15 protein-coding genes are annotated in these 15,023 nt (G+C 58.8%); all 15 read right to left on the bottom strand.

The window, feature by feature from the left end; translation table 11 throughout:
* Positions 1-93: 93 nt before the first annotated feature.
* Positions 94-3,810 (bottom strand): phage tail protein, encoded by a 3,717-nt coding sequence (locus L8K08_RS16150; protein ID WP_242198614.1) that lies wholly within the window; start codon positions 3,808-3,810, stop codon positions 94-96.
* A 59-nt stretch (positions 3,811-3,869) separates the two neighbouring features.
* Positions 3,870-4,481: a tail assembly protein gene (locus L8K08_RS16155; protein WP_145164116.1), complete on the bottom strand. Its 612-nt coding sequence runs from the start codon at positions 4,479-4,481 to the stop codon at positions 3,870-3,872.
* A 228-nt stretch (positions 4,482-4,709) separates the two neighbouring features.
* Positions 4,710-6,023: a PAS domain-containing methyl-accepting chemotaxis protein gene (locus L8K08_RS30285; protein ID WP_277933643.1), complete on the bottom strand. Its 1,314-nt coding sequence runs from the start codon at positions 6,021-6,023 to the stop codon at positions 4,710-4,712.
* Between the two features lie 160 nt (positions 6,024-6,183).
* Positions 6,184-6,951 (bottom strand): C40 family peptidase, encoded by a 768-nt coding sequence (locus tag L8K08_RS16170; RefSeq protein ID WP_145163900.1) that lies wholly within the window; start codon positions 6,949-6,951, stop codon positions 6,184-6,186.
* A gap of 2 nt (positions 6,952-6,953) precedes the next feature.
* Positions 6,954-7,706: a phage minor tail protein L gene (locus L8K08_RS16175; RefSeq protein WP_145163898.1), complete on the bottom strand. Its 753-nt coding sequence runs from the start codon at positions 7,704-7,706 to the stop codon at positions 6,954-6,956.
* An 11-nt stretch (positions 7,707-7,717) separates the two neighbouring features.
* A complete protein-coding gene (locus L8K08_RS16180; RefSeq protein ID WP_145163896.1) occupies positions 7,718-8,056 on the bottom strand; it encodes a phage tail protein in 339 nt (112 codons plus the stop codon).
* Positions 8,056-11,115 (bottom strand): phage tail tape measure protein, encoded by a 3,060-nt coding sequence (locus L8K08_RS16185; protein WP_242198616.1) that lies wholly within the window; start codon positions 11,113-11,115, stop codon positions 8,056-8,058. Before L8K08_RS16185 ends, L8K08_RS16180 begins: the two co-directional genes overlap by 1 nt.
* Before the next feature lie 27 nt (positions 11,116-11,142).
* Positions 11,143-11,448, bottom strand: a complete 306-nt coding sequence (locus L8K08_RS16190) for a DUF1799 domain-containing protein (protein ID WP_242198619.1) — start codon at positions 11,446-11,448, stop codon at positions 11,143-11,145.
* A gap of 17 nt (positions 11,449-11,465) precedes the next feature.
* A complete protein-coding gene (locus L8K08_RS16195) occupies positions 11,466-11,846 on the bottom strand; it encodes a phage tail assembly chaperone (protein WP_145163892.1) in 381 nt (126 codons plus the stop codon).
* 9 nt (positions 11,847-11,855) lie between these two features.
* On the bottom strand, positions 11,856-12,515 hold the full coding sequence (locus L8K08_RS16200; protein ID WP_028616716.1) for a phage tail protein: 660 nt from the start codon (positions 12,513-12,515) through the stop codon (positions 11,856-11,858).
* A 39-nt stretch (positions 12,516-12,554) separates the two neighbouring features.
* Complete coding sequence (locus L8K08_RS16205; RefSeq protein ID WP_145163889.1) at positions 12,555-12,983, bottom strand: phage tail terminator-like protein; 429 nt, start codon at positions 12,981-12,983, stop codon at positions 12,555-12,557.
* Entirely contained in the window at positions 12,980-13,636 is a 657-nt protein-coding gene (locus tag L8K08_RS16210) for a hypothetical protein (protein WP_145163887.1), read from the bottom strand. The genes L8K08_RS16205 and L8K08_RS16210 overlap by 4 nt, the downstream gene beginning before the upstream one ends.
* Positions 13,633-14,004: a hypothetical protein gene (locus tag L8K08_RS16215; RefSeq protein ID WP_145163885.1), complete on the bottom strand. Its 372-nt coding sequence runs from the start codon at positions 14,002-14,004 to the stop codon at positions 13,633-13,635. The genes L8K08_RS16210 and L8K08_RS16215 overlap by 4 nt, the downstream gene beginning before the upstream one ends.
* Before the next feature lie 17 nt (positions 14,005-14,021).
* Positions 14,022-14,525: a DnaT-like ssDNA-binding protein gene (locus L8K08_RS16220; RefSeq protein WP_145163883.1), complete on the bottom strand. Its 504-nt coding sequence runs from the start codon at positions 14,523-14,525 to the stop codon at positions 14,022-14,024.
* A gap of 59 nt (positions 14,526-14,584) precedes the next feature.
* The coding region (locus L8K08_RS16225; RefSeq protein ID WP_242198622.1) for a hypothetical protein at positions 14,585-15,023 on the bottom strand (439 nt) is incomplete at its 5' end.

The raw sequence follows: 15,023 nt of genomic DNA on the forward strand, positions 1-15,023 counted from the left end.
TAACTACCGATCCTTGGGTCTGACTGATGCTCATGGTCATATCAACCTTAACCAAACCCGTTACTTGATCTTTAATAACTAGTCCGACCATTTTTAAAGACTCAAGTCAATGCCAACTACACCGTTAGCGTAAATGAATTTAAGGGCTGTATTGGTCAGCCTCATGGTGCCGACGTTCGGAATATTCCCGTTCATTTCGAAAGTGCCATCAAACGACAGTCTCCAGCCCGTCCTCCCCGGGTCGTAGTTGTTGGATTGGATGTAGTTGCCGATCTTGGCGTTGGTAATCGTGCCGTCCTGGATGAAAGCCGACTTAATGAACGTCTGCCCACCCTGTACCGCAAAGGGCACGATGCCGGCTTGCCCGATGGCGAACCGGTCGGCGTCGATGATGAACTGCGACTGCAGACCGCCCGGCCCGTTCTCCAACCCAAGACCGATACCCGCGTACTTGTAGAGGCCGGTGGCAGCCTCGTACTGCAACCGCACAGTCCAATTCGCAGTGACCTTGCCGTCGACGGTTTGAATGGCCGTGGCATTGGTCTGGATGGCCAGGGTGTTGCCACCCACCGAGGTCTTTAGCGTCTCGATGCTGGACGCGAGCACGCCCTCGCCGCTGATCCTTGCGGTTTGCTCTGCTGCAACTGCCGCGGCGGTCGCCGCCACCTTCACCTCGACGGCCTCGGTTTTCTGCCCCTGGACAAGATCCCCCTCGATCAATGCTGACTGAGTGGACCAGACCCCAACGTAGGCCGCTTCGGAACCCATCAGCGCGCTATCGTCGCCCTGCATCGGTGGATTGACCTGCAGATAGATGCCGTCAACGCGCTCGGCCGTGGTTGAGACCTTGCCGTCGAGCGTTTTAACCGATGCCTTCAGCGTGCTCAGACCCGACGCCGTGGCAACCACGCCGGTGACTGGATCGTTTACCGTCGTCCTCACCGCATTCAGCTGCGTCGCCTGAGCGCTGATGTCCTGGCCGTGCTGATTGATCGTCGCCGAGTTCTGCTGAACCTGCGTCACCAGGGCGTTTACCGTCTGCGTTACAGTGCCGATATCGGTCCAGTAGGTTGCGTTCGGCGGCGGGTTGTTTGCCGGTACCGGGCCGTTTGCCTGGTACAGGTGCTGCCCCACTCGCACAATGTCGTTCAAGGCGTAGGCCTTGCTGGGAACGTACTCAAGGGCGTCGACGATCTGGTCAATCAGGCCTTCCAGCTCCTGCTTGGCCGTGTTGATGCGGCCGTTCACCGAACCCGGGCCATTGCCGTCGACAAGGTTGATACGGTCGTTGAGCGTCTTCCCAAGCGATGTTTCGTTGATCTGCCCCTTGATCTGTTCAAGTATCGGGCCAGCGTCCGAACTGGCCTGGCCCATCACACCATTCACCACCGGGTAGAACGGACCTATGTTGCTGGTGCGGTCCACCAGGCGCGCCCAGAAGAACAACGTAGCGCCCGCCAGCAACTGCTGCATGCGATAGTCGGCCTGCGGGTACGCCAGGTCGGCCAGCTTGGTAGCCGCCGCCAGGTTGTTCGCCGGGCCATACCACAGCTCGGTGCGCTGGGTGTCATCTGCACCTGCTGGGAAGCCCCACTTAATGCTGATGCCGAACAGTTCGCTGGTGGTGCGCAGGAACGACACCGCCGGCGGCAGGCCCGTTTTGCCTTGCAGGTTGGTGAGGTTCGAACTCTTCCAGACTGAGGAAATTTCAAAGGCGCTCACCGAGCGCACGCGAGCCAGGTAGGCGCCCGAGTAGATGCCGGTGACATCGACGCTGGTCGAACCAGTGCGCTGCACCTTGATCCAGTTGCCGCTGTCCTTACGCCACTCCACGTCGTACGCGACGGCGCCGATGACGGCTGGCCACGAGATGTCCATGGTGCTGATCGCGATGCCCTGATTTACGGCATAGCTCGATGTCAGGGTGACGCTGGCCGGCGCCGGAACCACGGTGATCGGGATAACGCTGATCGGCCGATCTTCCAGGCGCGCGCCGGTGTCGATGTGCGCAAACTTGCTCGGGTCGTACTGCACGGCCGAGATCTCGAACACGCCAGGCTCTGGCCGGGCCACGCTCAGGACCCGATACAGCGGGATCGCCAAGTCGTCGGCATCCAGCGCCCACACCAGTTCAGCTTCGGGCGTCACGGAATAAGCCACGGTCACCGTGACTTTCCGGCCACTCACCAGTTGCACAGTCCGCCCCTCACACTTGCCATCAGGCAGGTTGAGGATCAGCCGGTCGCCGGGCTTGGCCTGGGTGTCGCGGTCCAGGGTGATGACCTTGCCATTCACAGCCGAGATGCGCCCGCCCACCGGCCGACCGGCCAGCAGTTCGTCAGCGATCGGAATTACGTAGCCGGGCAGCGGGATACGACCGTCGAGGCCGACCTTGAAGGTGACCGCCCGATCCTTGGAGTTTGTGAGCAGCGCCCACTTACCACGGCGCTGGGCCTCGGATTCGCGGGTGCAGCCAATCGCGCTGATCTCCAACGGATTGTCGCCATAGCGCCGCTGCAGCTTCTGGTCAGTCACCGCCGTGACGTCGGTGTCGTAGTTGTTCAGCGGGTTGTCGTAGCTGACCAGCGCGCGGGTATAGCGGGTGCGCTCCGACGCGCTGGAATAGGTGAACTTGCCATCGAGCACGCTTGCGCGGGTGTAAGCGAAGTCGAAGTCCGTGGCTCGCGGCATATCCGACAGGGTGAATACCTGGCCCTGAGCCCAGTAGGTCATCCCTCGGTAGATCGCCGAGATATCGCGCAGTAGCGACCAGGCATCAGCCTTGCTCTGCAGGTTTAAATTGCAGATGAAGCGCGGCTCCTGGCCACCCTTCCCGTCCGGCACCAGATGGTCGCAATACTGCGAGATGCGGTACAGCTCCCACTTGTCGACCATCCACGGCTTGATGCGGCGGCCCAGGCCGAAACGGTCGTTCGTTGTGATGCCGTAGGTGTGCCAGACAGGGTTGTCCGTCCAGGCCTCCTTGAACGTCCCATCCCAGACACCTGTGTAGCTACGCGATCGGGGATCATAGTTACTCGGCACCTGCCATTTTCGGCCATCACACTCGAGCGTTACCGCTGGAATATTGCGGAACTGCTCGGCCGAAAACTCGATGAAAAGTAGGGCCGTATTTGGGTAACGAATCTTTGCGTCGATCACCTCGGTGAAACCGGCGATCTGCATCGTGTCGGAGATTTTGTTGTTGTTCTGGTTGGGCGTCAGCCGGGTGATCTTCAGCAACCATCCAGTCGTTGCGCGCGGCAGATCGATTCGCCGGCTGCGCTCGTACAGGCTGGTGGTCTTTCCGGAAACCCCCTCGCTCAGCACTTCCTGGTAGGCGCCGCCGTCAGTGGCCAACTCGATCTTGTAGCCGATCGCGTAACCCTTGATGTTGCTGCCAGCATCCACAGATTGAAGCGCTGGCCATGCAAAGCGCACGCGCACAGCCGAGAGCTGTGTGTTGCTGATGGAACGGACCCATGGAGTACCGCTACGCAACTCGGTGCCAATAGTAGTTTCGTTCGCGACAGATGGAATGCCCTGGATGTAGGTTTGGTCTACCGCTCCTGCTCGCCACTCCCACTTCACATTCGGGAAATTGATGTTTCCCTGAGGGTCTTGCAGGGGGGTGTTGTCGAGATAGATGTCGCGCGCCGTCGGTATGCCTTCGAACTCACCCTCGCCCACCGCGATCAGCATTTTCGCGATAGCAACAGAGCGCAGACTGTCCGGCGCTTCGGTTGGTATTTTCGGTTTCTCGGAACCACCCTTGGCGCCGTAGATGTCGAGCTTCTTTGCTGCGCCCATGCTTTCCTCCAGGCAATAAAAAACCGCCTCAAGGGGCGGCGCTGTTCAGCAGGTGCGGGCTACATTTGGTCTTCCGCGTAGATTTCGGCACTGATGATCGCGCCGCCCCAGCGTCGGCGGCCGGCACACAGTGCTGCCGGGTTGCCGGATGCCGTGGTGTTCTTCGCGCTACCGAAGGCGTAGCCGGGAGTATTCTCCGGCGCCGCACTGGTCTTGAGGCCGCCGGCCTGGGGGCTGAGCATTTGGATAACGCCGCCCAGCACCATCGAACCGCCCATCATGATCAAGGCTGAGCCAAACGGTGCCCCCGCGCCAAAGGTTCCGCCGGTGATGACCAGCCCGACAACGATCAGTACTGCGCCGACAATGGTTTGCAGCGCTCCGCCGCGCTTACTGCCGGTTATCACCGGGGCAATGCGAATATCACCCTCCCCCGAGAACTCAAGTTCCTTCTCAGCTAGGTTTGTCTTGCCGCGAAATACGGCGAACTCGATCCCACGGGACTTCGCGTTGGACAAGAATCGCTCGAACCCTGGAATTTGCACGCACAGGGCCTTAACTGCTTCTGCCGGCGTCCTTACGGCCATCCGAAAGGACTTACCAAACTGACGAAGCTGTCCGTAGAGCAGGATCGTGGTCATAGGCTGATAATTAACGGCAAGTGCCGCCATTTGCTTTTCTCCAGGCAATAAAAAGGCCCGCAGAAACGAGCCTTGATCAATTTGATGCGCTGCAATACGCGCTAGTTTAAGTACCGCCAGTCTCTTACTGGCGATCCAGTAACTCACCAACAAATAGTGCGTTGTCTCAGAAGCTACGCCTCTGGGCCGATTTAAAGTTACTCTCCAACGAATGAACCTAGCCCTCAAAATGGCAGCCTTACCGGACCACCTCGTTCGCTAAGCAACCTGGGTCGCAAACCTGCCCACCGCGTCGACCACTCGCTTCGCACCATCCTGAATTTCGACAATGACCTGACCTGCCTGGGTGGCGAGCTCAAGGCCCTGTTCAGCTTGTGATTTGCTATTCGCCATTTCAGTGACGGTCTCATCTACCAGCTTCTGATTCTGTAAAACTACCGATGCGATTTCTTCTGTCGCCGTGCTGGTTCGCCCAGCCAATTGTCGAACCTCGTCGGCCACAACGGCAAAGCCTCGACCCTGCTCACCTGCGCGAGCGGCTTCAATCGCAGCGTTTAAAGCCAGAAGATTGGTTTGCTGAGCGATGCTGCTAATCGTCTGAATAATCGAGCTGATCAACAATGACTGTTTGCCCAGCGCTTCTACTCCCCCAGAGGCTGCCTGCATGTCAGCGGCGATTTTACGCATTGTGTGCATAGTGTCGTTTACGACAACAGCTCCTCGCTGTGCGCTGATATCAGTTTGCTGGGATATCTCAAACGCTGTTTGGGCTGCCCCGCTGACTTCTTGCTCACGGGCCACCTGATCCGTCACCACAGTCGCGAACTTTACTACTTTACAAAGTTTACCTTCGGTGTCGTAAACAGGGTTGTAGGTTGCTTCCAGCCACACCGTTTGGCCGCGGCTGTCTAAGCGCTCGAATCGGCCGGCAATAAACTCACCTCTATTCAACGCTGACCAGAAATCCTTGTATTCCTGGGATGAAACTTGCTCTTGTTTACAGAAAACTCGGTGATGGCTCCCTTTTGCTTGTTTTAGGCTGTAGCCCATAGCTTGTAAAAACTGATCATTTGCCATCAGTACATTTCCAGAGAGATCGAACTCGATCACCGCTGTAGAACGTAGTAGCGCCTCAATAAATGACGCATTTTCCGAAGCTTTTTCTACTCGAGAAGTAATGTTAGTAGCGTAGCAAGTAACATGACTCAACTGGCCACTCTCATCTTTGATTGGCTGCCAATGTGCATGAATCCAGACTAATGAGCCATCAGCATGAAGGTACCTATAATCGTCGGTGATCGATCTGCCTGCGGCAACCGCGGATCGGAAGTTATGAAAGCACTCTAGTTTGGATACGTACTGCGGCACAATCTCTGCCATTGCGCGACCTAAAAGACTATCCGGAGCATAGCCCAGTGCTTTTCCAAAATTGTCGTTACATGCCGTAATTCTAAACGTTGAGTCGATACTCAAAGTTAACATTTCACGGTTAAGGCCATCGCGCAGCTGGCGCAGCTCCAACAGCTCATTATTTTGAAATTGAAGCTGTTTCTTAAGGTTAGCGTTGAACATAGGAAATCGCCTCTGTGATCACACCAGTCCTATCGGCATCTTCTGGCGAAAATTGAGGACATCCGAGGGGAAAACGGTTTTGCTGTGCACAGTATAGTTGAGCGACGATGCTGCAACATCCAGAGGCTGCAGAATTCAGCGACTCTGGCGCTAAATAAAATTATTTCAATTGGCTCATGGCGTCTTTGTGCCGGAGAATCAAGCTGGTTCGGTCATACCAAGATCCGCCAAAGACAATGATCTCAGATGGCCTTCCGTAAAGATGGTGTAGTAGGAATGGACCGATGCCGAACGTACCCGACTCTTCATCGGGCAGTGCCGGGTCTGTGCCCAGGTAAATCCCAGCGTGGTTCGGGTGAACAGTCCGCCCGACATGCATGACGATTAGGTCGCCGCGCTGTGGCCGGTCGACTCGCACAAAGCCGGCTGCCGCGTAATGCTGCTCGTACAGGCTTACGTTCTCTGCACTCTCCCACCAGCCATCGACGCGCTGGAAGGCTTCAAACTTCAGCCCCCATTCCCGCTGATACCAATCGGCGCAAACCTGCCAACAGTCCCAAGCGCCGTGCACGAACGGGCGCTTGAGCAGCGGCGTGCTACCCGCCGGCGTAATCGTGCGCAAGTCACCCTCGGGCCAAGACAGGATGTGCCATGGCAAAGCCGTGGCCTCACACATGGCCAAGTCATGCGGTGAGGGCCTGCTGGTGGCGTCCGGGTGCGAGTGGACGATGCCGATCACCTCGCCCAAGTCTTCCGCCGCGGCGTAGTCCTCGGGGTCAAGCCGGAACTCTTCGTTCGGCTCCTTGGCTATGTTCCGGCACGGGAAGTACTTCTGCGCGCGGCCCACGGCCAACAGCAGGCCGCAGCACTCTCGCGGATACTCCGTCGCCGCATGCGCCTGGATGGCCGCAATGATGTGCTTGCGCATGGTCAGCTCCGGGCAATGAGAGACACGGCGGGGAATCCGCCAAAGGACAGTTCGTTGTTCTCGCCGAATCGCAACTTGCAGGACGACAGGCAGCCCTTGCACTGATCCTTGGCCGGATCATCCGTGGGGTTGTCTTCGTCGTCGAACATGGCCGCGCCGGTGTAGCCGCAGTCCGGCCCTCGGTAACCATTGGTCATGGCCCAGTGGCAGAACGTCGTCATCTGGCGCCCGGGAAGTCCATGGTTGTCGATCTCACCAGGAGACGACAGCTCCCAGACCACCGCCTCGCCGTCCTCGCTGGTCTTCTGGTCGATGTACCAGATCTCCAGCGCCTCCTGGGTCGAGTCTGCAGTCGGATTGCCCTCCGGGTAGTTCGCTGCATCCAGATACTGCGCCAACGTCTCGCGGACAGTGAGCTTGAACTTCAGCAGGTCCTCGAACGCCAGGCACAGCGCTGTGACACGCCCATTGATGTTGCCGGCGGCAAATGTCGGGCGAGTGGCTGTTCCGTCGCTGCTGGAACCGATACCTTCAATTTGCACCGGCCAGGCCGCGTACTCGGCACCCTGCCACCAAATCGACTTAGCCGGCAGATCGGCTTCTGATCCCTCGTATGCCAATAGTTCGTCCGGCGTGTGCGGGATAGCATGACCGTGGAAGCGCAGGTAATCGGCGCCGTATTCGGTACCGTCAATTTCGAACAGGCGAATCTCGCCGCCGGGCTCCAGTTTCTGGATGTCCGTGATCAGTGCCATGGGTGGTTATCTCAGGGATGAAAGGTTTGCTGGAAGGTAGCGGTGATGGCGTAGACCTGGCCGCCGCGGTGCACTGGCTTGTAGCCGTTGCACTTGTAGAGGCCAAGCTCGCCGAGGGGCGGCGTCCAGAGAAAGCCTTTTGCCCCCTTATGCCTGTCGAGGAACTTCCTGATCTCCAGGATTCGCGTGCCCATACCGGTAAACGTCACCGGCCAGGATTCCGACTGATTGTTCAGTCCATCCTCGACCGACTGCTCATAGCCATCGCCGAACTTTTTGGTCCGGACGCGCTGGGTAATCTCCCCTTCCGCGCCCTTCTCCGTTGCCCATGTAAATCGTTCGATTGCCATCAGCGCCCCTTGATTGCTTTGTTGATAACGCCGCCCTGGCCCATGTCCTTGTTGCGCATCTGCTGGTACTTCTGCTCCACAAAAGCCGCCAGCTCCTTGCCGAACAGGTCGTAGCCAGGCGCGTCGGCGGAGGATGATGCGTTGCCGTCTCCGTCGATATGCACCGCGACGTTGATCTGCGTTGCACCCGCCCCGCCACCGCCCTTGGCCATAACACCCAGCTTGCCGCTGGATGTGCGAGTCAGTGGCATGATCGCCTCTGCTCCAGCCTCCCCCATAACGCCGGTTTTGCCGTTGGCCATGCCAAAAGCTGTGGGTTTACTGACGACCGAGTTGGTGAAAGCGCCGCCGTCGGCGAACATCTGCACTCCGCCCGACCAGGCGCCGCCCAATGCTTGCGGGAAGTAGGACCCGGAATAGCCGCCAGCCGAGGCGCCAAGGTTTGAAGACGCGGCACCAGCTGATCCAGCAGCCAGCCCATTGCCAACGGCGGCACTGCCGCCCAAGTAACTCGCCGCGGAACCCACCAGGCTGCTCAGTAATGCCGAGCTGGCCTGACGCGTTGCTATGCGCGCCATGTCAGCCAGGATCGATTTTGCAAAGTCCGAGAACGATGCTTTACCAGTCATGGCGAAGTTGACTACCGCGTCTTCCATCGAACTGAAGGCGTTGCCGAACAGGCTTTTCGTCTGCCCGGCGATGTTCCGCGCCGAATCCAAATAGTTGTCCCAAGCCGCTGTCGCGCCCTTCGTCCAGTCGCCCTGGGCGCTCTCCACATCCGCGTAGTTCTGCCGAATCTGGTCAGTGGCAGCTTTATTCGCGTCGGCGAGCGCTTGCGACTTACGCTTGAACTCTTCCTCCGACATGTTCCGCGACGGGTCAGACTTCTGGTTGGCAAGCTCCAGCGACTGCTGAGCAAATCGGTCCTGTTGGTTGTTCAGTTCGCCGCTGAGTGCGTTCTGACGGTCACCCTGGCCTACGCCAATCACGGCGCGCTGCCCGGCAAGCTCCAGGGCTCGTTGTTGCTGCCCCAGTGCCTGCACGTAGGTGCTGATCGCGCGCTCTTGCTTCGCCAGGCGCCCGGTCTCGTTGGTCGCCAGCACTTCAAGCTGGCTATCAGCGTCCTTCTGTGCCTTGACCATTCCCGCTCGCGCGTCAGCGATCTTCTGGTCGAGCTGGATGGTCTGCGCGGCCAACGTGGTCTTCATCCCCTTTGCGGCTTCAAGGGCGGCGATCTCGGCCTCGTAGGCCGCCGTTGTCTGGTCGAGCTGATTGCCGATAAGCGCCTGGCGCCGCAGCAGATAGTCTTCCTCGGACAGCAAGCCAGCCTTTTGAGCCGCTTCCAGTTCCTTCTGGTAATTTTTGTAGGTGTCGGTGATCGCCGACAGGTCGTTCTTAGCGTTGTTGAAACTGGTTAAGTCCACCTGGGAACCGGCGGCCTTCGGGTCTTTGAACTTGTCGTTGATATTGGCGATGTTTTTGTCGACCGTTGCCTGAGCCAGGCGAGGATCGTTCGGCGCTACCTTGCGGATATCGTCGAGCTGTTTCTTGTAGTCCTTGAGGGCGTCGGCGCGTTTCTGCTCATTCGTCCATGACGATTTAGTCAAAGCATCGATTTTAGCCATCGATGATACGGCTTCGCCTTGGGCCTTGGCTTGGTCACCCTCCCACTTCGCGATATCGGCTTGGGCCGCCTTCTCATCTTCCAGCATATTCAGGCGATCTTGCCGAAACTCAATCAGCGCGTCTTTGGACTTTTTGTTTTGGAACAAACCGTCCATGTTATGCGCTTCAAGCAGGTCCGCCTTCGCGCTTTCAATATCCGCGTTGATGTCGCGACGACCAATATTCTTGATCCCGTCGGCGGCGCGCGCCACGGCGTTGTACGCCTTCTCCCAAAGACTGAGGTTTGCCAGAATCTTTGGAGTGCGCTCATTGATCGCATCAGCGTAGGCATCGGTCGCGAGCTTCACGGCGCCGGCGTGATCGCCTTGCTTTTCCAGGGCCACGATTTGCGAGTAAACCGAGGCAGTCAGGTAGTGGTACTGCTCGTTTAGCGCGGCGGACGCCTTGACAGGGTCGTCCGCCAGCTTGGAGAACTCCCCTACTGTCTCACTCACAGCTTTGCCAGTGGCTTCCTGCATCGACACGGCGGCCTGAGTGATCTCGGTAAAGCTCGCACCTGCGATCTTTCCGTTGTCAGCCAGCAGGGCCAGGACAGAGGCTGCTTGCCCCGTAGATCCGACAGTAGCGCTGACCTGGCGCGCCATATCGCCGAGCTGTCCGGCACTGACGCCTGCGTAGTTGCCGGTGAGGATCAGCGACTTGTTGTAATTGTCGGTTTCGGCTCTACCCTGAACAAATCCATAAGCGAGTGCGCCGACCGCTGCGACAGCCAGCCCAATAGGCGCGGCCATTGCCGCGATCCGAATTGCCGATGAACCGGCATTGGTCCCCAGCTCCAGAATGTTGTGCGCTGCAACGCGGATGTTGCCTTCAGCCAGAGCGTTTCCCAGCTGAACCACGTTCTGCCGGGCGGCCTTGGTGTTCAGTCCGAGGCCGGCAAACGCCGAACTTGTCTTGTCGATCTCGGCATACTTGCCATCGATCTTCTTTAGGGCTTGGTTGTATTGCTCTTGGTTGATACGGCCCGCATCCAGGTGCTTGCCCAGTTGCTCGACCTGGGTATCCAGCTTGGCCAATGCGGCGCGGGCCGGGTCAATGGCACCCAGCAGGCTGTTCAGGGCCTTCTGTTCGTCCATTGCAGACTTGGCCAAGGCGATTTGCTGCTTATCGAGCTGCGCCGAGATCTTCGCCGCCTCGGCCTCGCCGTAGGCGCCGGTCTTGGTCAACTTGGTGAGCGCGTCACGCTGCTTTGCCAGGTCCTGCGTAGTCTTGGCGCTGGTGGAAAGCGACTTCTCCAGCGCCTGCATTTCGTTCATCAGCGAAACGGCGGACTGCTCGGCCCGGCCGCCGGCCTTCGCCATATCATCCAGGCTCGCTTTAGCCTGGATTGCATCGGCCGAGTCGATCTTGACGCCGAGTTCTGCAATGTTCATCGACTCACCTTGAATAAGTGCCCGTGCTCACGGGCTGTTTTCCCTTTCCTCCGCCATGACGCGCAGGGCTTCGCCTTCCAGCACCTGAAGGTCAGGGAAGATTTCAGCGAGTTTCTTTTTCTTGATACCGAGGAAGCCGGCCACGTCGCGGATGCAGTTGTAGTCGAGACCGATCGCGCCGCCGGAGCCCGCGCGCCACTGAGTCGACATCCGGCTGAACAGGAAGAACGCCGGCCAGTTGCAGGGCCAGACCTCGACATCCTCATCGTCAAGGTCGGCAGCCGTCAGCCCGAGAACACCCAACTGCTCAGCAGATGGGCCGCTTTCGTACATTGCTTTGGCTGCCGCCCTCAGTTTCCCAGGCGCGCCTGGCTAAAAGCGCTCTGGTAGGCGTTGATTACTGCTTCGGCGGTGCCATAACAGGACTTCACAAGAGCATGGATGCTCTTGTCGTCGAACTTGTCATCGAAGCCCCACCCGACGACGAGATCCTTGATTTGCTGCACCTGAAGCTCGGTCTCGGCAGAGACGACATCAGACAATGTGGTCCCTTCAACGAAACTGGCGCGCATCTCCTTGCCCTTCGCGCTCCAATCATCAAACAGGGCGGCAAGTCCCGGCCGATCCCGATACTTGAAGGTGAACTCAATTTTTTCGGGCTCCTCCCCGACAATTGGAATCTGCACGAATGCCTTGAATGTAGGGTTCTGGGCGATCCTGATCTTTGCCATGGGAAGTCCTTATGCGCCAGCCAGATAACGAAGCGAACGAGCGGAAAGCCCGATGCTGATCGTGCGCGTCATGACGTTGTTGCGCTCCATGGTCGGGTCAGGGGTGATGCTCACATAGCCCGGATAGAGGATCTGATCACCGTTACGCAGCTTCATGCGGACGACCGCCAGCTCCTTGGTGTCGTCATAACCTTCGACGGTTTCCACATACTGAGCTGTCGGCTGGTCCTCTACTACGATGGTGATCGTGGTGGGGTTGCGGTTGGTCGGGAACTGTTTGTCGTCATCGTCTTCCAGATAGCCGACAGTTTGGTACTGCTGCTCACCACCGGACGATGTGAAGGACGTGACCTTCGAGATCTGCGTCCAGCCGGACACAGGAATCACTGAGCCGGCACCTGCGCCGACGGTGTACTTGTCTGTGTTGGTGGTGTTGAGGCCAGCCAAGGAAAAGGCATCGGCAGTAATCCCGGATGCTTTTACAGCGCGATCATTGATGAGCGCCCAGCCAGAGTTGACCAGCAAGATGTCGCCCATTTCAATGCTGTGTCCAACAGATGCAGCGACTGGAGGTTTGGCATTGGTCAAGGCGGTGAATGGGACAGCAGATCCCAAAACGCTGGCGATCTCCAGCACAGCGCCGTTCGGCAGCGGGAAGCGTGCGGCCATGGTGTATTTCCTCTTGAGTGCCCGCCTGACGGCGGTAGGTTATGCCCCAGCGGGCGGTTGGTCTGCGACACCCAGATAGGTGAAGCTGGCCGGGACCGTGTAGGTCGCCGACTCGGTAATAGTTGGTCCTTGATCTACTGGCTCGGTGATCAAGCCCTCGAAACCGTTGCGGGCCAGTGGCGTGTCGACGCGAAACAGCCGGGTCAGTTCGTCAATAAGCGCTTCGGCGGTGGCCATGGCCTGCGCCGAGGGGCAGACGATGCTGACCTGATAAACACCGGCGTACTCGTAGGCCTCCCCGCCGAGATAGCGGCAGATTGTGCTGGCCGGCAGTTGGAAAGCTCGCAGGTACGTTTCAGAAGCGCTTGGCGTAAAAGGCTGGTTTGGGTAGGCCACTCGTATCGGGCGCGCAGCCGCCCATGCGGCCAGCTTCGTTTCGATTGCCTGACGGGCGCGTGCGTGACTCATACCTGGTTGTTCCTGATGGCCTCCAGCACGATCTGCTGAAAGCGAGCCACGGTTACCCGGACCATGCCGCCGGGGGCCTGGGTGGAATGGCCGAACTCCAGCGGAATCGCGTAGGGCAAGTTGTTTACGATGAAAGCCGTTTCGCCGGCCTTAAACTCAATGGCGCCCGCCACAAGCCGCGCATTCGCCTCAGCTCCTGTCGGGTCCGGGTGAATGCGGAAGCTGTTGTCGACAGAGCCAATAGAGAAATTCCAGTTCGCCCGAAATCGGCCGCCGACATAGTCCTGACCGGCGACCAGGCCATTCACGTTGAAGTTCTGGTGGCGCTCGGCCTTCGTTAGAGGCTTGGCATATTTCACGCCGCGCTTGAGGTTGCCTGCCTTCGTGAAGTTCGACTCGTTCAGGTTGATGAGCGTGTTGCGGATGGCGACTTTGAAGTCGTAGTCATCGGCAGCGCGGGCATTGGATTCCCGGTGAGCGACGTTCGCGGCCCATATCTCAGGGTTGCCCACCGGCGACATGCGGATGATGCTGCTGCCAATCTCGATGATGATTTCACGCAGGCTCGCGTCGATTGCTTCACTGGCCTGGGCGGCGAACTCGGCCAAGCTCAGGGCGAAGCTGCCTGACTGGCCAGCGCCTGCCCGGCTCACGAGCGCACCTGCAGCTCATACAGGATTGGCGTCCCGGCTGGGTTGACCTCTTTCAGCGGAGGAATAATTGACCAGGTACGCCCCTGGACGACCACTTTGTCGAGTAGGCCTGGCACCCAGGCCAAACCCTGCGCAGCGATCTTGAGCTTCTTGTCGCCTTGCCGGATGAGGCTGTTGTTCTGGAATTCTAGGCCGGTGAAGTCGAGCAGGATGCCTTGGGCGATTTGGTCAACAGTTGCGCCAGGCGCTTCGCCGCCGATGTCCGGGTCGTACTCGCCCGGCTCCGTCTTGCTGATGGTCACGGGCTGGCCGAACTCTGTGATCATATCCAGAGCCATCACGGCCATTTCGTCGTAGAAGGTGGCCATGGTGGTCTCCGTTACAGCTATGCGCGGATCGCGAACAACCCGCGCTTTTGTAAGTAGTCGGCAAACTGCGTAGCGCTCGGTCGATCAGGCGCCGCCGGCAACAGTCGGCCACTGGTGTTGGAAATCGTCGCGTATTCGCGGGTGACCGCACCTTCAACACGCTCCAGCGTCACCGCTCCTTTCCGCTTCTCCACCGGGTCAATATCGTCCTGATGGATCTCGGCGGCCAGCGCCATTTGGCCGTACTGAATACGCGCCGGCAGGTAGTTGTTCGGCTTGATCTCGTGATCCAGCAGCACTTCCCGGCGCGGCCAGGACAGTCCCTGCTCGCTATTCGTCTTGCTTCCCTTCCAGGTCATGCCATCCATCGCCAAGGCGGCCCGGCGCAGCAACGCTTCCTGCTCGGGAACGCCTGCGGGGATGACCGTGCCGAACTTCACGGCATACATGGCCAGGTCCTCGGCGCTCGCGTAGCTTTCGGCGTCAGGCTTGCCGGTACCGTCCTCGATGATGAGTGTCATACGTCAACTCGCTGGCATGTTTTGAAAAATGGCCGCCGGAACACCGACAGCCAGCAGTATTACTCCTTGGGCAGCTCAGCGACGAGCTTTTCCAGGGATTCTTTGGAGACGTTTGCCCGATACTGGACCTTGGCCTCATCGAGCTTTGCTTTCAGCGCCGCGATTTCACCGGCCTCGTCAGCCGGCGGCGTGAGGGCAGACTTCTTCAGCGCTTCAACCTCTCCGCGAAGTGCGTCGACATTCAAGGCCAGGCCGTCACGCTCAGTCGTCAGCTCACCAACCGAGGCATGGATGGTGCTCAGCACTTCAAACAAGCGCAGCGCCAACTCGCCGGATTCGGGGCGGTTAATCTCGCCAGCCTCCAGGCCGTCAACAAGTATCTGAATCGATCCATGCTCAGCACGCAAAGACAAGATCACCTTTTCCAGTTCGGACTGGCTGCCCGCACCAACAATCTGCACCCGTTTGGCTTCCCTCACTGACACGTCGATGCCGGCC

Source organism: Pseudomonas sp. TREG-RG-20F-10-E-6-01 (assembly GCF_022662455.1).
Classification (GTDB): domain Bacteria; phylum Pseudomonadota; class Gammaproteobacteria; order Pseudomonadales; family Pseudomonadaceae; genus Aquipseudomonas.